Here is a 17,309-nt window from a genome sequence, read left to right as displayed (position 1 = left end):
TTCAAATCGCTGGACTATCGAGGGTCTGTTATGAGTGTCTCTACGAGCCGCATCGTATTGCGTTGCCTGATGTTTCTCAGTGTTTTATTTCAGATCCCCCAGGTCTGTGCAGCGCTTGAGCTGCCCGCACCCTACGCCTTTATCGTTGCGGGTGATGGTCAGTACGTGGTGCACGCAGTGACTCAGGCATCCACCTGCCCACTGATTGCCTGGGATACGCAAGCGCCGATTCAAATGGCGGTTAGAGTTGGTCCTGCTGAAATCGGTGCTCGAACCCCTGAAGAGGATAAGCCTGCAAATTTTCCTGTCTTGAGTTGCGAGGCAACTTGGTTAAAAGGTGCCAAACAAGCCAGGATCGGGGATCAAATTCTGAAGTCACCGACTGCTTCGCCACAAAGAATTGTCGTCCTGGGCGATACTGGTTGTCGTTTGAAAGCGGCTGACAAGGCTTTTCAGGCTTGTCTGGATCCGGTTCAATGGCCCTTTGCCAATATTGCCAAGCAAGCCGCCTCAAAAAATCCAGATTTAGTGATTCATGTTGGCGATATTGCTTACCGTGAAAGCCCATGCCCTGCCGAGATAAAAGGGTGTGCGGGATCCGTCTGGGGGCAGGGTTACGACGTTTGGGACGCTGATTTTTTTCAGCCAGCCTTGCCTTTGCTCACGCAAGCTCCTTGGGTATTTGCCCGAGGCAATCATGAATCCTGCGCCCGTTCTGGTCAAGGTTGGTTTCGTTTTATCGATTATCAAGCGTGGGATGCCCAGCGTACTTGCAATACAGTAGCTGATTACGAGGCGGGCGACTATTCGGTGCCGTTTGCTGTGTCGATTGGATCTGAGGCGCAAATCATTGTGTTTGACTCGTCCGCTGATAAGAAAAAAAATAGTCCTTCAAGCGTCAATTTCAAAAAATACAGCCAACAATTGGCGACGGTAGACCAGTTGCTGAGCGCGAAGCCCTTTAATATTTTCGTCAGTCACCATCCCCTTGAGGCAGTAGAGAAATCCCGAGACACTGGTGCGCCGTTTTTGTTTCAGACGGGTCTTACTCATGTGATGAGCGAACTGGATAAGCAACATGCTGTGCGGCAGGGTATGAGCTTCTCTTTGCACGGTCATTTTCATACCTTCGAATCGATTTCGTTTAACGACGGACGGGCGCCTGTCATCGTGACAGGTAATGGTGGTACAGCGATAGCGCCTTCCCCAAAAACGAGTGATGTGACTGAGTCATTGCAACAACAGTTCAATGTGAAGGGTTTTGTTAGTCGTCAGTCATATGGCTTTCTGACGCTTGACCGGCAGAATAAGGCTGGCTCTCGCTGGCTGCTAACCGAGTATGACAGTGACGGAAAAAGCATCGTGACTTGCCAGCTTAATAGCCGTAAAAGTGTTTGTCAGCCTGTCTAATCGAGGATGCCGCATGAAGATATTCAGTAAAGTTCTGACGCTAAGTGCTTGTTTAATGCTCTCGGCTTGTGCGGTGTCGCCCAACGTTAAAACGGATGTGAATGCGTCAGCAAATTTTGCGACGTTTCGGTCTTACAGCTTCATGCAATCGGATGGCTTGACACAGGGCGGCTATCGCTCGTTAGTCGGTGAGCGTTTTAGACAGGCAATTGCCGAGCAGATGGCGGCCAAAGGTTATGCCCTCGATGAGCAACAGCCAGACCTACTGGTCAATTTTCAGACCGTCGATACACAAAAAACCGATTTTGTTGATATGGCTGCCCCAATTGGCCCTGGCCGGAGATGGGGAGGGCCGCAATATGGCTGGAATGTATCGCCGATCACCTACACAGTTAGCGTGGTAACCATTGACTTGGTAGATGCCAAGCGTAAGCAGGCTGTCTGGCAGGGGGTCAGTACGACTAATTTCAGGAGCGCCAATCCGGACGAATCAGAGCAAGGCGTCAAGACTGTTGTGGGCAATATTTACGCAAAATACCCGTTCACAGCTGGTCATTAAACGACTTGTTGAAGAAACCTGTACTAAAAAAGCCGCTTCCCTTAGTAAGGAAAGCGGCTTTTTTTTGTTCGCTGGTGAAATTAATCGCGATTGCTACCACCGAAAATACCGAGTAACGCCAACAAGTTAGAGAAGACGTTATAGACATCTAGATAGATGGCCAGCGTGGCAGAGATGTAGTTGGTTTCGCCACCATTGACGACGCGTTGCAGATCAAACAGCATGAAAGCTGAAAAGATCACAATGGCAAGAACCATAATGGTGAGTGTTAAAGCGGGCAGGTGCAAGAACATATTGCCAATCGCTGCAATCATCAAGATCACTGCGCCCATGAACAAAAATTTGCCCATGCCTGATAAGTCACGTTTGATTGTTGTTGCCAGTGTTGCCATGGCACCAAAGACGACGGCTGTGCCACCAAACGCCGCCATGATTAATTGTGCGCCGTTGCCAAAGCCAAGTACAAAACCAATCAAGCGCGAGAGCATAAGCCCCATAAAGAAGGTAAACAGCAACAACAGGGCGACCCCCATGGAGTTTTCTTTATTTTTTTCGATCGCAAACATCAGACCGAAAGCGCCAACCATAAAGACGATTAAGGTCATGCCGGGGCTGGCCATCATTGCCTGCGCTACGCCGGTATAGACCCCAATTGCGGCACCCATAACGGTTGGGATCATGGAAATCGCAAGCAACCAGTAAGTGTTGCGCAGAACCCGGTTGCGCGCGACGGCGGACGAAGCGCCATAGCTATCTTGTGAAATTGTGTGGAAATCGCTCATCGTGAACTCCTGTTGATGTGACTGACTTAAATCAAGCTTATCAGCTAACTAATACTATGATTGAAATCATACCTTACAGTTCCCTGAATGGGTATATTTAATTGTCTGTGTTTGGTGTTGTCAAGCTAGTGCACCTAAACGGTGCGCTTTTAGCTCGTGCCCTTGATTCTTGTATACCGTCCAACGCGCTCGAGCAGAGAGCTTGTCGTGTTCGTCCTCAGAGACAATTTCGAGCACACGATCGACTGATCCAAGGCTCGGCGGGCAATCATCAGACAAATTCAGCAGCCAGGTATGTTGGCTGCACTTGCTCAAGGCCTCTTCAAGATTGTTTTGTACCATCACGATTGCGACTGCCGCAGCGTGAGTGTGTTCGCTTTTTACATGCGGTACAAAAGCCGTATCTTCAACCGCCCACAACAGTTGATCGAACTGAGCGAGTCGTTGCTCATCCGGGCAATAGACGATGATTCTCTGCCCGGCGAGATATTGCCGCAGCACGGTCTGGCAGGCCTGCGTCAATCGCTGATCAGCACCGAAAGCGAAGTCTATTCTGGCCATCGCACTGGCTTTTCTTTGTTTTTACGCAAGTTATTGGTAAGCCGCCGTAATCAGGTAATTAAGCAGCATCGGAACTGGACGTGCTGTCGATCCTTTATCGGCACCGGATTTCCAGGCTGTGCCAGCGATATCCAGATGTGCCCAAGAGTAGGCTTTGGTAAAGCGCGACAGGAAGCAGGCCGCAGTCACGGCACCGGCTGGTGGGCCGCCAATGTTAGCCATGTCAGCAAAGTTAGACTTGAGTTGCTCTTGATAAGCTTCGTCCAGGGGCATACGCCAAGCGGGGTCTTGTGCTTCTTTACCCGCGGTCAATAAGGCATCAGCCAGCGCGTCATCGGTTGCAAAGAGGCCTGAATTAACTTTGCCTAAGGCGGTGACGCAAGCACCAGTTAACGTGGCGATATCGATGACAGCTTGAGGCTTGAAGCGCTCGGCGTAAGTTAGGGCGTCACACAAAATCAGCCGGCCTTCGGCATCGGTATTAAGGATTTCAATCGTTTGGCCCGACATGCTGGTGACAACGTCGCCGGGTTTATTCGCGCTGCCGTTAAGCAGATTCTCGCAGGCAGGGATCAAGCCAATCACTTCGATTGGTAGCTCCAGTTCGGCCACTGCCTTTAGCGTGCCAATCACACTCGCGGCGCCGCACATATCGAATTTCATTTCATCCATGGTTGCCGCGGGTTTGATGGATATGCCACCCGCATCAAAGGTGACACCTTTACCTACTAAGACGATTGGACCTGAAGCCGTCGATTTGCCGCTGGCTTTTTTGCCTGCTGCCGTAGGGGTTGCCGCCTTTTTATAGTGCATGACGATGAAGCGTGGCGGCTGGTCAGATCCTCGTGAAACCGACAGAAAAGAGCCCATATGCAGCGCTTCAATCTGCTTGCTCTCCAACACATTCACTTTGATGGATTTAAAGTCGCGACCCAGTTGCTTAGCGGTATCGCCCAGATAGCTGGGCGTACAGATATTGCCGGGCAGATTGCCAAGGGTTTTGGCCAAAGACATCCCGGCGACGAGAGCCGAGCCCTCGGCCAGTCCTAGTTGAGCGCTGGACAAGTCGGCTTTGTCGACCCAGAGTACGTATTTTTTGAGCTTAGGTTGACGACTCGCATCGGGCTTGCCGATTGTTGCGTTGTAGTAATACGTTGCGTCGCCGACGGCCTGTGCTGCGCTGCGTGCGCGCAAACGAATGGGCGTTGTGCACGAGATCGCTGTTAAGGTAGAACACGCATCAGTGATTTGCGCTTGGGCGCAGTAGGCGGCAAAGGCATGCTCAGCGCGAGCCTGAGTTTTGGCGTTGTATTCCGTTTGTTTACCCAGGCCGACTAACACCACTCGTTGTGCTGATACGCCCGTCAGTTGACGCAACACCAAGGTGGAGGCAACTCGACCAGTGAATTCAGTCTTTATCATCGCGCGAACCGCACCGTGGCTGGCTCGGTCGATAATATCAGCCGCAGGGCTTAAAATCCCGTCTGTAAAAACGCCGACAGCCAGTGCTGGGGTTTTAATTTGATGGGGTGATGCAGTGACGTGTGTGCTAAATTCCATTGATTGACTCCTGAAGCGCCTAAAGAACTTTCTTGATTATCCCGCATTTTTGATTCATGTCCCTATTTAAACGCTCCGTCACTTCAGAAGTCGCTAATCATTCGGGCGTTGTGTTTTCAACGCTGATCGTGATCTGGCTCAGTATTGTGTTGGTGCGTCTGCTTGGCGAGGCCGCAGCTGGCAAAATTGGCCCTGATATTGTGATCGGTCTGGCCACCTTTACAACGATAGCCGCGCTGCCGACTATCCTCGCCTTTGCTATCTTTATCGGTGTTCTGACCACTGTTACTCGTAATTATCGCGAGTCAGAAATGGTTGTCTGGTTCTCAAGCGGTCTGTCGCTGCTGGACTGGATCAATCCCATCTTGAGATTAGCGGTGCCCGTAGCGATTGCAAGTACTTTGCTGACTATGTTTGCAACACCATGGGCTAACCGGCAGATGGAAGACTATCGCGCAAAATACGAGATGCGGTCTGACTTATCCAAAATAACGGCTGGTCAGTTCATGGAAGTCGAAGAAGGGCAGCGAGTGTTTTTTGCTGAAGAGGCAAGTGAAGATCAAAGTACGCTTGGCAATCTATTTTTACGGGCGCTCGATCCGAATTGGCACTCCATCGTCACAGCAAAAACCGCGGTAACTGAGATTGAAGCAAATGGCGATCGATTTCTGGTGCTTGAAAAAGGGCAACGCTACGATCTGAAGCCTGGGACGTCCGAATTCAGGCTTTCTGATTTCGAACGCTTTGGTATGCGCCTCGAGAGCAAAGACAGCGCTCAGTCTGCCGAGCAGCGTCGTCTTGAACTGCTGAAAAGCCGTAAGGCAAGACCCACTGAGTTGCTGCTTGCTGATCCAGAGCCGGAAGCCAAAGGTCAGTTGTTCTGGCGGATCTCTATCCCAATTGCGGCCCTCAACCTGGCTTTACTTGCTATCCCTCTAGGGGCGGTAAACCCAAGGATTGCTCGGTCAGAATTATTGATCGCTGGTTTGATTGCCATGTTGTACTTGAATCTGATCAATATTACTCAGGGTTGGATTAATACCTCCACTATTCCTTTTAAAGTAGGTGTGTGGGTCATTCATTTGATGTTCGCTGGTTTAACAGCGTTTCTGCTTTACCAACGCCTGCGCATCAAGGCACCAAAAGATCCGGTAGCTATCCAAGCCTAGTTCGTTAGTGCGAATAAGCTAATAAATAAAAGTTAGTATAAGTTGGTTTTATATAACTTAAAATATTGCATCTTCAGGGGTTTATATGAATTTGCAACAGTTTCGCTTCGTGCGTGAAACAATCAGGCGTAACTTTAATTTGACTGAGGCAGCTAACAACCTGTTTACGTCTCAGCCTGGTGTTTCAAAAGCCATTCTCGAGTTTGAGGATGAGCTGGGTGTACAAATCTTTGAGCGCTATGGCAAGCGAATCAAAGGCTTGACCAAACCCGGTGTCGCAGTCGCTCAAGTCATTGATCGAATCATGCGCGAGATTGATAATCTGAAAAAAGTCAGCGATGACTTCGCCCGCCGGGACGAAGGGTCCATGGTCATCGCTTGTACTCATACACAGGCGCGCTATGTATTACCCAAAGTGATTCCTGCCTTTCGAGCTCTGTTCCCTAAGGTTCATTTATCCCTGGCAGAGGGGAGCCCCCCGCAACTCGCTGAAATGGTGCTAAGCGGGCATGCTGACCTGGCGATTGCCACCGAGTCTCTCGCACTCACCCCTGGCTTGGCAACCATCCCTTGTTATAGCTGGGGCCATGCAGTCGTGGTCCGGCCAGATCATCCGCTCGCTGAGTTAGCCAGGGACAGTAGTTTTGTGCTCTCGCTTGACCATCTTAGTGACTATCCAGTGGTGACCTATGACCGAGCCTTTTCTGGCCGGCGCTCAATGGACGACGCGTTTCAGCGCCAAGGTATTAAACCGGATATCGTGCTTGAGGCAATTGACGCTGATGTCATCAAAACCTATGTGGATGTTGGTATGGGCATTGGCATCATTGCTGGGGTTGCTTTCGAACCCCTGCGCGACAGTCATCTTGTGAGAATACCGGCCGAGCATCTGTTTGGCGAACAAACGACTCGAATTGCAATTAAATCTGGCGTTTTTTTACGTGATTATGTCTACACCCTGATCGGCATGCTGGCTCCCGATTTGGATGCGGCGCAGGTCAAGACGCTGCTAGACAGCAAGGCGTCTTAGGAAAAACAGAAATCAATGAATACGAATCGTTATTGTTTGAATTGACTATTCAAATGAGAATCATTATCATTTAACCTGTTTGAACAGTCTAAACAGGAGCAGATGATGGTCGATCTATTGAGGGCAGTCGTAGTAGGGGCGGATCGACTGGGTAACATTCCCGAGCTCTTGCGGGGGCACAATATTCATATCACGCACCATATCAGCGGGCGCGACCCGTCTCATCAGAAAAAAACTTTGCAGCTGCCATCGGGTACAGGTCTGGTGATCCTGCTAACCGATTTTCTCGGTCATAACGTGATGAAGACCTTTCGGCAGGCAGCTCAACGCCAAGGTGTCAGAATTGTTGCTTGTCGGCGATCCGTTTGTGCAGTCCAGCAGGCGCTGACCCAATTAGGGTTGCCGAGCGTTGCTCGTGGGGTTGGCTGAGGCTTGAGTCGACTTAGGTTTATTTTCTGTTGTTTTAGTCGTTGAAGTGCTCTGGGTCGTTGAGCTCGTCTTGGGCGTTGGACTAGCCCGGGATGTTGAAGCAGTCACAGGGGTTGAGTTGGGGGTCTTTGTCGTTTTACCGGCTTTGGGCGTTGCTGGAGTCAAATCTACTTTGGCAGTCTTGGCAGGTGGCGACGACTTTGTCTCTTTAGCCGTCGTCGTTTGTTGCGACTTAATCGATACTTGACTATTTTTGGCCGACGAATGATTTGTCGCGGTGCTCGTCACCTTGCTAGCTGGGATCAAAATCGGTGCTGAGTCAGTGAGACTCGCACCGGTATTAGCCGATGCGAATTCAGCACCATCCAGTCGACGTGCCCCGGTAAAGCGTTTGTCCCAATAACGTTCGTTAATGTCTTCTATACGAACGACACCACCTGATGCAGGTGAGTGGACAAACTTGCTATCCCCCAGATAAACACCGACATGGGAAAATCGCCGTCCCATGGTGTTGAAGAAAACCAGATCGCCGACTTGTAACTGATTTCTCTCGATATTTGAACCGAGCTTGGCCATGTCGTCAGAGCGAGGGGGAAGCTTTAACCCAAGTGACTCTTGTGCTGAGTAAAACACCAAGCCGCTGCAATCGAATCCTGTGTCGGGTGATTTGCCGCCAAAACGATACCTAATGCCGAGCTGCGTCAACGCATGTCGCGCGAGCGGGTTATTAATGTCTTCTGGGTTGATTTTGAACTGGGCACCACGCTGCCTCGCCATAAACTCGCTAATCGGATCACGACCGTACTGCCAACTAGCGCTACCACTATCGCGATAATTCTGATCGTCGTAGGCCGTGCGTGAACCGTTTGAATCGATGGCGCAACCAGTGAGTAAGGTCGTGAGTAGAACGCCAAGCAGCACACAAATCTTTGCAGTCCATCGGTGACTCATCCTGCCCGAATCAGGCATTAAACGAGCAGGACTGAATGATCGGCATGAAATAAACATTCTCAATAGGCGGGAAAAACCGGATAGCCAAGTTGTAAGACTAAAGCCAAGATAGCGGTATTGCAACAATTAGATGGTTGCGGGCTAAGGATTTTTATATTAAAACGCAAGAAATACCCTTGAAGCTGACGTTGTCATCATCGAGCAAAATAGTAACAGACCTGAACGAATCGAAAAATTAAACCGCTTTAAAGGGAAAGGAGTGCCCCGATGAACCCCATTCAACACTTTCATCGACGATCAATCGATGACAGAGATGCTTTTTGGACAGCTGAATCTGCAGCGATTCATTGGCACAAGCCATTCGAGCAAGTGCTGGACTTCTCAAAACCACCGTTTGCAAAGTGGTTTGTTGGTGGTGAGACGAATTTGTGTTTTAACGCGGTCGATCGCTGGGTGGATAGCCGCGGCGGCGAACGCGCGCTAATCTGGGTGTCAACTGAGGTTGATCAGGAGATTATTTATACCTACCGGGACTTGTACCGCGAAGTTAACACCGTTGCGGCGATGCTGGCGAGTCAAGGGGTAGGGCGAGGTGATCGCGTGCTCATCTATATGCCCATGATCCCTGAGGCAGTCTTTACCATGCTGGCCTGCGCGCGATTGGGTGCTGTTCACTCAGTTGTGTTTGGGGGATTCGCTTCCGTTAATCTGGCTCAACGGATAGACGACGCTCAGCCAAAAGTCATTGTGACAGCCGATGCCGGCTCAAGAGCAGGCAAGGTGACTCCTTATAAACCCTTGCTGGACAAAGCAATTGCACTATCCACGCAGCCACCAGCTCAAGTCATCATTGTCGATCGCGGTTTGTATGCGTTTGAGCCAGTTGTTGGGCGAGACTTGGATTATCGCGAGCTTCATCACACCCACGACAAAGCAGAAATAGCACCTGTCTGGCTTGAATCCTCCGCGCCAAGTTATATCCTCTACACCTCAGGCACGACCGGTAAACCCAAAGGGGTTCAGCGGGACACCGGCGGGTACGCCGTTGCGCTAGCCTCATCCATGAAAGGCGTCTTCAACGGAAAGGCTGGTGAAACTTTTTTATGCACCAGCGACATCGGCTGGGTCGTTGGCCACTCTTACATTGTTTACGGCCCTTTGATTGGCGGTCAGGCTACGATTCTCTATGAAGGTACGCCTATCCGCCCTGACGGCGGGATACTGTGGAGTCTGGTCGAGCGCTTCTCGGTCAACACGATGTTTTCGGCGCCAACTGCAATCCGAGTGCTTAAAAAACAAGATCCGGCACTGCTTAAAAAATATGACCTGTCCTCGCTACGCTCGCTTTATTTGGCTGGCGAACCGCTCGATGAACCAACTGCTGAATGGATAGCCGCTGGTCTGGGCAAGCCTATTATCGACAACTATTGGCAAACTGAAACGGGCTGGACGATTTTGGCTGCGCAACCCGGTGTCGCCGACGTTGCAACCAAGTTTGGCAGTCCTTCTTTCCCTGTCTACGGGTTTGATGTTCGTGTGATTGATGAGCAGACAGGCGAGGATCTTGGTCCCAACCAAAAAGGTGTGGTCGCTATCGCCCCACCGCTACCACCGGGTGCAATGAGCACCATCTGGGGTGATGACGAGCGCTTCGTTGAGACATACTTCAACTCCATCCCCAATCGGCAGGTTTACTCGACTTTTGACTGGGGGCTGTTCGATGAGGATGGTTATTTCTTTATTCTGGGTCGCACCGACGATGTGATTAATGTTGCTGGTCACCGACTTGGCACCCGTGAGATAGAAGAGTCGATTAACAATCACCCCTCAGTGGCTGAGTGCGCAGTAGTGGGGATTGCTGATCAGCTCAAAGGCCAGGTCGCCGTGGCTTTTGCTGTGCTTAAAGACCCCAGGGTTTTAGATGAACCAGGCGCTGATCTGAAACTTGAAGGGGCGATTATGAAGATTGTGGACGAGCAGCTCGGAGCCGTTGCTCGGCCGGCTCGGGTTAGATTTGTCACGACGCTTCCCAAGACGCGCTCTGGTAAAGTGTTGAGACGGGCGATTGTTGCAGTTTGCGAAGGCAGAGATCCGGGTGATCTCACGACAATCGAAGACCCAAGTGCACTTGAACAAATAAAGGATTCGCTTTGAAAACTAAATCAATTCTCGGTGATGCAGATGTTGCACGAATGATGGCTGCGGCTAAAGCGTGCGCGAATCAGAACAACTGGGCGGTCACCATCGCGATTGTCGATGATGGTGGGCATCTGTTGAGTCTGCAACGTCTCGACGGTGCTGCGCCCATTTCAGCTCATATTGCGCCTGCGAAAGCTCATACTGCTGCGGTAGGACGTCGTGAGACCAAACTTTACGAGGATGTCATCAATAATGGCCGCACTTCCTTTCTGACAGCCCCCTTGGTTAAGGGGATGCTGGAGGGCGGTTTGCCAGTTATTGTTGATGGCGAGGTGATCGGTGCCGTTGGTGTTTCAGGCGTTAAGTCATCGGAAGACGCGCAGATTGCGGCGGCAGGCATTGCCGCGCTGTAAATTTCGTTATTGAAGACTTTTTATTAAAAATAGAGCGCAGTAAACAGGCTCAAAGGAGATCGTTCCCATGTCCATGTCAATCGAATCAACGCTTGTTGAAACCCGTGTCTTTCCGCCACCAGCCGACTTCGCTAAACAGGCTAATGTTTCTGGTGCGGCTGGATATCAGGCCTTGCTTGCAGAAGCAGATCGTGATCCTGACGCGTTCTGGGGACGACTCGCCCGTGAGAATCTAAGTTGGGCAAAACCTTTCACACAAGTGTTGGACGAGTCTCGTGCACCCTTCTATCGGTGGTTTGGTGACGGTGAATTGAATATCTCCGCCAATTGCTTGGATGTCAATCTGACCAACGGCAATGCCGACAAAGTCGCCATCATCTTTGAAGCCGATGGGGGCGCTGTAACACGGGTGACCTACCGGCAGCTTTACGAACGTGTCTGTCAATTTGCCAATGGATTGAAATCCCTTGGCTACACCACCGGTGAGCGCTCAATTATTTATTTGCCCATGTCGATTGAAGCGGTCGTTGCGATGCAAGCCTGCGCGCGCCTGGGGATCACACACTCAGTCGTGTTTGGTGGATTCTCTGCAAAGAGTTTGCATGAACGCATTACTGACGTCGGTGCAACGCTAGTCATTACCGCGGATGAGCAAATGCGTGGCGGTAAGTCGATCCCGCTCAAACCAGCAGTTGACGAGGCGTTTGGTATGGGCGGCTGCGAAGCGGTTCGCCATTGTGTGGTGTATCAGCGTACAGGTGGCAAAGTCGTTTGGGATGACAAACGGGATATCTGGATGCACGATCTGGTCAAACAGCAGTCGACTGTGTGTGAGCCGGTTGCTGTCAATGCCGAGCATCCTTTATTCATTCTGTACACCTCGGGTTCAACCGGCAAGCCTAAAGGCGTGCAACATAGTTCAGCCGGGTATTTGTTGTGGGCCAAACTGACAATGCAATGGGTATTTGATGCCAAAGCCAGCGATGTCTTTTGGTGCACAGCTGATGTGGGTTGGGTGACTGGTCATACCTATATCGCTTACGGTCCACTCGCAGCGGGGATGACACAGATTGTGTTCGAAGGTGTGCCTACTTATCCCGACGCCGGTCGGTTCTGGAAAATGATCCAGGACCATCACGTGACGATTTTTTACACGGCGCCAACTGCAATCCGATCGCTGATCAAAGCGTCTGACGCCAATGAGGCGCATCATCCCAAGTCTTACAATCTGAGCAGCCTGCGGTTGTTGGGTTCGGTCGGTGAACCGATCAATCCTGAGGCCTGGATGTGGTACCACAATAATGTTGGTGGTGGTCGTTGCCCTATCGTTGATACCTGGTGGCAAACCGAAACCGGTGGGCATATGATCACACCCTTGCCCGGCGCAACGCCCTTAAAACCTGGTTCTTGCACGACACGTCTGCCGGGCATAACAGCTGCGATTGTTGATGAAACGGGGCACGATGTGGAAGCCGGCCACGGCGGTTTCTTGGTCATTAAACGTCCTTGGCCTTCAATGATTAGAACAATTTGGGGCGACCCGGACCGGTTCGAGAAGAGCTACTTTCCGTCAGAGCTCAAAGGGTATTACTTGGCGGGTGACGGTGCGCAGTGCGATGCAGACGGTTGCTTCTGGATCATGGGACGAATTGATGACGTGCTGAACGTCTCTGGTCATCGTCTTGGTACCATGGAAGTCGAGTCCGCCCTCGTCTCCCATGAAATGGTGGCCGAGGCTGCAGTAGTTGGTCGTCCTGACGCCACGACTGGTGAGGCAGTAGTTGCCTTTGTCGTTCTCAAACGTTCAAGGCCCGAGGGCGACGAAGCCATTGCAATTGGCAAGCAACTGCGCGATTGGGTAGCCAAAGAAATTGGGCCAATTGCTAAACCGAAAGAGATCCGTTTTGGTGACAATTTGCCCAAGACTCGCTCGGGCAAGATTATGCGTCGATTATTACGCGTGGTGGCAAAAGGTGAGGCGGTGACTCAGGATGTTTCTACCCTGGAGAACCCGGCTATTCTTGACCAATTGTCCAAACCAGTGTGATGAGCTAAGAAATCAGGACGGCTTGTCCTGATTTTTTTGATGCACCACTCGTGCGTTCATTTCAAGTCGCATCTGCTTACGAAGCTCTGCGGCGGCGTAGCGACGCTTCTCTTGCTCACTGAACGGACGCAAGGGGGGGACGGGCACCGGTTTGCGTTGGTCATCAACGGCTACCATGGTAAAAAAGCAGCTATTAACGTGCCTGACCTCCTGAGTTTGAATATTCTCGGCGATTACTTTGACACCGACTTCCATTGAAGAGGTGCCCGTGTGATTGACTGATGCCAAAAATGTGACTAACTCACCTACGTGTATAGGTTGCCTGAAGGTGACTTGATCGACGCTAAGCGTGACGACGTAGCGGCTCGCATAACGACTTGCGCAAGCGTAAGCGACCTGATCCAATAGTTTGAGAACTGATCCGCCGTGAACGTTACCGGCAAAATTTGCAGTGTCGGGGGTCATCAGTACAGTCATGGTGAGCTGATGGGCGGGAAGATGTGACATATAGAACTCGCAGCAGATCAATCAGAATGAGTGGTATGTTAACGCGCAAGCATGGTTGCAATCGTTGCTTGATTGTATTCAACCAAAGAACAACTTAAACAAAAGAAGGCATATGAAAATCCTAATCGTTGGGGCTGGTGGTGTTGGTGGCTATTTCGGTGCTCGTTTAATCAACGCGGGTGCTGATGTCACATTTTTATTGCGTGAGACCAGACATCAAAAAATAAAAGCGGAAGGCCTGGTTGTCGAGACCCCCAAAGAGACGTTTACGGTGCAGGCAAAATCAGTGACTAAAGATCAGCTGACGCCCGAGTACGACCTCATTATGCTTGCCCCAAAAGCGTATGACCTGGCTGATGCGCTGGACTCGATCGCTGGTGCGAGTAGCAAAGGGGTACTCATCCCTTTTCTAAACGGGCTGAACCACTTGCAAGCGCTGGATGAGCGTTTTGGCCGCGATAGAGTGATGGGCGGTGTGGCACAGATAGCTGGAACGATCACTCCAACGGGCGCAGTGAAACGCTTGAACGAACTGGCGACGCTGACCATCGGCCCGCGTGCAGATTCGCATGTCCAGCTAGCAAAAGAATTTTTCGAACTTTGTCAGCGTGCTCAGTTCGATAGTATTTACAGTGAAAATATCGAGCAATCGTTATGGGATAAATGGGTTTATCTGGCTTGCCTGGCAGGTATGACCACGCTCTTTAGAGGATCAGTGGGTGAGATTGTTGCCACGCCCTGGGGTGCGGATATGATGACCAAATGTTTCAGTGAAACGTGTGCCGTTGCGACGGCCTACGGGTTTGCAATGAGCCCGAACGCCCATGCCAAAGCACTGGGTAATTTGACTAAAGAGGGTTCGAATTTCACCGCATCGATGCTACGAGATCTGCGCAATGGCAACATGACTGAGCACGAGCATATTCTGGGTGGCATGGTGCATCGCGGGTTGGCTAAAAATATCGACTGCACGTTGATTAAGGCAGCGTACACCCAACTATGCGTCGCTCAGACTCAGCGTCAAGCGCAGTGATGGATTCAAAACGACCACTAAACACTGACTGAGCCAGTCTTGCACATGAGCAAATCCGCCACATCAGCCAAAACATTCTGGGGCTGGTGGATGGTGGTTGGTTGCATGGCAATCGCCGTGATTGCGTGGTCGTTTGCTTTATACGGACCAAGCGTCTACTTGCACACCATCAGTCAGCAACGCGGTTGGTCGATTGGTTTGGTGTCGTCGGCACTCACCCTGTCTTTTTTGGTCAACGCGTCTGTTTTGATTTTCGTGGGGCCTGCGATTGCACGGTATGGAGCTAAGCCGATGATGATGGCTGGTTCTGCTTCGATGGCGATCGGTTTGACCAGTATGGGTCAAGTGACCCAGATTTGGCAGATATATCCCGCCTTTGCGCTGATGGGTTTAGGTTGGTCCTGTTTGTCAACAACTGCGCTCACGACGACGCTGGCGCCTTGGTTTAGTAAGTTTCAAGGTCGAGCCGTGTCGACCGCCATGCTGGGAGCGAGCGTAGGCGGCATGGTTGGCGTGCCGTTTTTATTGGCATTGATTGATGGGATTGGTTTTGAAAGCGCCATGCTGTGCGCCGGGTTGCTGGTGCTGATTGTCGTCTGGCCAATTAGTTTTTTTGTTTTGAAACGACGACCACAAGATATTGGGCTTCATCCCGATGGTTTGAGCGAGATCGGACAAACTTCAGCGACTGATGCAAAACAATGGACACGGAAAACAGCCCTACAGACCACAGAGTTGAGGACTGTCATGCTGGCATTTGGCTTGGCTTTGATGGTGCAAATCGGTTTTCTGACGCATCAGGTATCGATGTTATTACCTGTTGTGGGGTCGCGGGTTACGGGACTATGCGTGACTGCTGCCGCTTTCTCTGCGTTTCTTGCGAGGATGTTGTTAGCACGTTTTTCTGATCGAATGGATGTTCGACTGATTGCAGCTGGTGTGCTGTTGCAAGCTACGATTGCAGTATTGTTGATTTCTATATTGCCGACGACCCCATGGGCTCTGGTGCTAGGGGTTGTGCTGTATGGAATGACGGCTGGAAATGTCACCACATTGCCCCCAATCATTGTCAGAAGAGAGTTTGGTGCCTCATCGTTTGGCATCGTGTTTGGTATTTGCGCGATGATCATGCAACTGATGTCTGCGATGGGGCCGGGGGTTTTCGGTTTGTTGTTCGACTGGAGCGGTAGCTACCGTTTACCTTTAGCGATCGCCGCGCTGATGAATCTGATTGCAGCAGCAATTGTTTTACGTGGTCGCAAAAAGAGCGACTAGATGTAGGCGCTGCCATTGACCAAAAAATTTATTTGAAATGTAGATGTACTCTATACTTGTTCGCGACCGGGCAAATAAAAGTTGACAACAATGCGACGTCGGATTTTTTTGAAAAACGCGGCTATCACAGCCTTTGGTGCTGGATTGCCAGTGAGTGGGGCGCTAGCTCAGAACCGGTTTGCTAAATATGCAGGCCAGACAGTAACACTCAGTGTGCCAGCACATCCGCAGTTCGATGCAATGGTCAACCTCTTGCCTCATTTCACAAAAGACACTGGTATTAAAGTCGAAATTGATAAATCGGCTATGAGTCGATTAAAAGATAAGCAATTGCTTGAAATGGCAAAAGCACAAGGTGAGTACGACCTAAGCTGCTATGTTGTGATGTGGAAAACTGAATATGTCGCCAAAAGTCTTATTCATCCACTTGAACCTTTCTTTGCGAATGCTGCGTTAGCCGACCCAGCCTATGACCTGAACGACATCATCCCGATCTACCTTGAGAATATCGGACTAGTTGGTGGCGGTAAAGGCTACCTTCAAGGGCCTGGCGCCAGGTTGTATGGATTACCTTACGGAGGCGAAACGTCGATACTAGCCTATCGTCACGATATTTTTGAAAGGCACCAATTACAGGTGCCGACTAACTACACAGAGTTTTCTGCGCTTTTGCACACCATTAAAGACAAAGCAGCGATTGGGGCTTTGGCGTCCCGTGGTCAAATGGGACACCAAGCCGTGCACGCTTGGTTGCTGCACCTGAACCCGCTCGGCGGCAGTATATTTGATGAAGAATGGCAACCTCGTTTCAATGATCAAGCAGGGGTCGACGCGCTGAAGTTTTTACAAGATGTCATGGCTACTGGTGTCCCTGGCATGGCAAGATTTGACCAGACCGCGAGCAATGCTGCTTTTTTGGAAGGGCAAACAGCGATGTATCTTGATTCAACGCTCATTTCAGGCCTCGCTAACAACACTCGCAAATCAAAAATTTCAGGCAAAGTGCGCTATGCGCTACATCCTATGGGGGTGCGTCGCGCGTCTCAATCGGGTGGTCTGGGTCTCGCCATTGCCAAGAATGCAAAGAATGCAGATGCTGCGTTCTTGTTATTGCAATGGTTGACTTCGAAGGCTCAGGACAAAGCCGTCGCACAACTGGGAGGTTCGCCCATGCGCACATCGACCTTAACTGATTCAGAAATGATTCGCCGTTATCCGGAGTACGTGATTTTTCAGGAGGCCCTGAAATATGCGAATCCTGATTGGCGGCCGATTATCCCTGATTGGGATAAGATCAACGTGCAGTTTTTGGGGGTTGGAATTGCAGAGGCGTTGAATGGTAGGAAAACTGCAGAGGCGGCACTCAACGACATCATCCCCCAAGTCAAAAAACTGATGCAAGATGGTGGCTATAGAGCCTGAACACTTGGCGGCAAAATACGGT

16 protein-coding genes are annotated in these 17,309 nt (G+C 50.7%); 11 read left to right on the top strand and 5 right to left on the bottom strand.

The genetic code is table 11. From position 1 onward, the window contains the following. Positions 1-30: 30 nt before the first annotated feature. Together BCM14_RS09820 and BCM14_RS09815 are read left to right on the top strand one after the other, a co-directional pair. Positions 31-1,410: a metallophosphoesterase family protein gene (locus BCM14_RS09820; protein ID WP_106227854.1), complete on the top strand. Its 1,380-nt coding sequence runs from the start codon at positions 31-33 to the stop codon at positions 1,408-1,410. A 13-nt stretch (positions 1,411-1,423) separates the two neighbouring features. Continuing rightward, on the top strand, positions 1,424-1,969 hold the full coding sequence (locus BCM14_RS09815; protein ID WP_106227853.1) for a DUF4136 domain-containing protein: 546 nt from the start codon (positions 1,424-1,426) through the stop codon (positions 1,967-1,969). 80 nt (positions 1,970-2,049) lie between these two features. Here the strand turns inward: BCM14_RS09815 and BCM14_RS09810 are convergent, their stop codons facing one another. The 3 genes from BCM14_RS09810 to BCM14_RS09800 form a co-directional block, all read right to left on the bottom strand. After that, the gene (locus BCM14_RS09810) at positions 2,050-2,751 is read right to left on the bottom strand and encodes a Bax inhibitor-1/YccA family protein (protein WP_106227852.1); all 702 of its coding nucleotides are present in this window, start codon (positions 2,749-2,751) and stop codon (positions 2,050-2,052) included. A gap of 120 nt (positions 2,752-2,871) precedes the next feature. After that, positions 2,872-3,312 carry a DNA polymerase III subunit chi gene (locus BCM14_RS09805; protein ID WP_106227851.1) on the bottom strand — a complete coding sequence of 147 codons (441 nt, stop codon included), beginning with the start codon at positions 3,310-3,312 and terminating at the stop codon, positions 2,872-2,874. 30 nt (positions 3,313-3,342) lie between these two features. Next, positions 3,343-4,872 (bottom strand): leucyl aminopeptidase, encoded by a 1,530-nt coding sequence (locus BCM14_RS09800; RefSeq protein WP_106227850.1) that lies wholly within the window; start codon positions 4,870-4,872, stop codon positions 3,343-3,345. Positions 4,873-4,928: 56 nt separating this feature from the next. Between BCM14_RS09800 and lptF the strand changes: the two genes are divergently transcribed. The 3 genes from lptF to BCM14_RS09785 all read left to right on the top strand — a co-directional run bounded on the left by lptF (position 4,929) and on the right by BCM14_RS09785 (position 7,500). After that, on the top strand, positions 4,929-6,041 hold the full coding sequence (gene lptF, locus BCM14_RS09795; RefSeq protein WP_106227849.1) for an LPS export ABC transporter permease LptF: 1,113 nt from the start codon (positions 4,929-4,931) through the stop codon (positions 6,039-6,041). 85 nt (positions 6,042-6,126) lie between these two features. After that, positions 6,127-7,071 carry a CysB family HTH-type transcriptional regulator gene (locus BCM14_RS09790; RefSeq protein ID WP_106227848.1) on the top strand — a complete coding sequence of 315 codons (945 nt, stop codon included), beginning with the start codon at positions 6,127-6,129 and terminating at the stop codon, positions 7,069-7,071. Between the two features lie 105 nt (positions 7,072-7,176). Continuing rightward, on the top strand, positions 7,177-7,500 hold the full coding sequence (locus BCM14_RS09785) for a DUF2325 domain-containing protein (RefSeq protein WP_106228012.1): 324 nt from the start codon (positions 7,177-7,179) through the stop codon (positions 7,498-7,500). Here the strand turns inward: BCM14_RS09785 and BCM14_RS15425 are convergent. Then, positions 7,465-8,451 (bottom strand): NlpC/P60 family protein, encoded by a 987-nt coding sequence (locus tag BCM14_RS15425; protein ID WP_375318478.1) that lies wholly within the window; start codon positions 8,449-8,451, stop codon positions 7,465-7,467. The two genes, BCM14_RS09785 and BCM14_RS15425, sit on opposite strands and share 36 nt — an antisense overlap. Positions 8,452-8,718: 267 nt before the next feature. On the opposite strand from BCM14_RS15425, the gene BCM14_RS09775 reads away from it, so the two are divergent. The 3 genes from BCM14_RS09775 to acs all read left to right on the top strand — a co-directional run bounded on the left by BCM14_RS09775 (position 8,719) and on the right by acs (position 13,050). Beyond that, the gene (locus BCM14_RS09775; RefSeq protein WP_106227846.1) at positions 8,719-10,605 is read left to right on the top strand and encodes a propionate--CoA ligase; all 1,887 of its coding nucleotides are present in this window, start codon (positions 8,719-8,721) and stop codon (positions 10,603-10,605) included. Then, entirely contained in the window at positions 10,602-11,003 is a 402-nt protein-coding gene (locus BCM14_RS09770; RefSeq protein ID WP_106227845.1) for a heme-binding protein, read from the top strand. The genes BCM14_RS09775 and BCM14_RS09770 overlap by 4 nt, the downstream gene beginning before the upstream one ends. A gap of 67 nt (positions 11,004-11,070) precedes the next feature. Continuing rightward, complete coding sequence (gene acs / locus BCM14_RS09765) at positions 11,071-13,050, top strand: acetate--CoA ligase (protein ID WP_106227844.1); 1,980 nt, start codon at positions 11,071-11,073, stop codon at positions 13,048-13,050. A 12-nt stretch (positions 13,051-13,062) separates the two neighbouring features. Here the strand turns inward: acs and BCM14_RS09760 are convergent, their stop codons facing one another. Beyond that, the gene (locus BCM14_RS09760) at positions 13,063-13,557 is read right to left on the bottom strand and encodes an acyl-CoA thioesterase (RefSeq protein WP_106227843.1); all 495 of its coding nucleotides are present in this window, start codon (positions 13,555-13,557) and stop codon (positions 13,063-13,065) included. Between the two features lie 112 nt (positions 13,558-13,669). On the opposite strand from BCM14_RS09760, the gene BCM14_RS09755 reads away from it, so the two are divergent. The 3 genes from BCM14_RS09755 (at position 13,670) to BCM14_RS09745 (ending at position 17,287) form a co-directional block, all read left to right on the top strand. Next, positions 13,670-14,590 (top strand): ketopantoate reductase family protein, encoded by a 921-nt coding sequence (locus BCM14_RS09755; protein WP_106227842.1) that lies wholly within the window; start codon positions 13,670-13,672, stop codon positions 14,588-14,590. A gap of 45 nt (positions 14,591-14,635) precedes the next feature. After that, the gene (locus tag BCM14_RS09750) at positions 14,636-15,865 is read left to right on the top strand and encodes an MFS transporter (RefSeq protein ID WP_106227841.1); all 1,230 of its coding nucleotides are present in this window, start codon (positions 14,636-14,638) and stop codon (positions 15,863-15,865) included. 108 nt (positions 15,866-15,973) lie between these two features. After that, positions 15,974-17,287: an ABC transporter substrate-binding protein gene (locus BCM14_RS09745; RefSeq protein WP_259673535.1), complete on the top strand. Its 1,314-nt coding sequence runs from the start codon at positions 15,974-15,976 to the stop codon at positions 17,285-17,287. The last annotated feature ends 22 nt before the right edge of the window (positions 17,288-17,309 follow it).

Source organism: Jezberella montanilacus (assembly GCF_003003055.1).
GTDB classification, from domain to species: Bacteria; Pseudomonadota; Gammaproteobacteria; order Burkholderiales; family Burkholderiaceae_B; genus Zwartia; species Zwartia montanilacus.
Note: the sequence above shows the minus strand (reverse complement) of the source record. Positions and strands in the feature narration are given on the sequence as shown.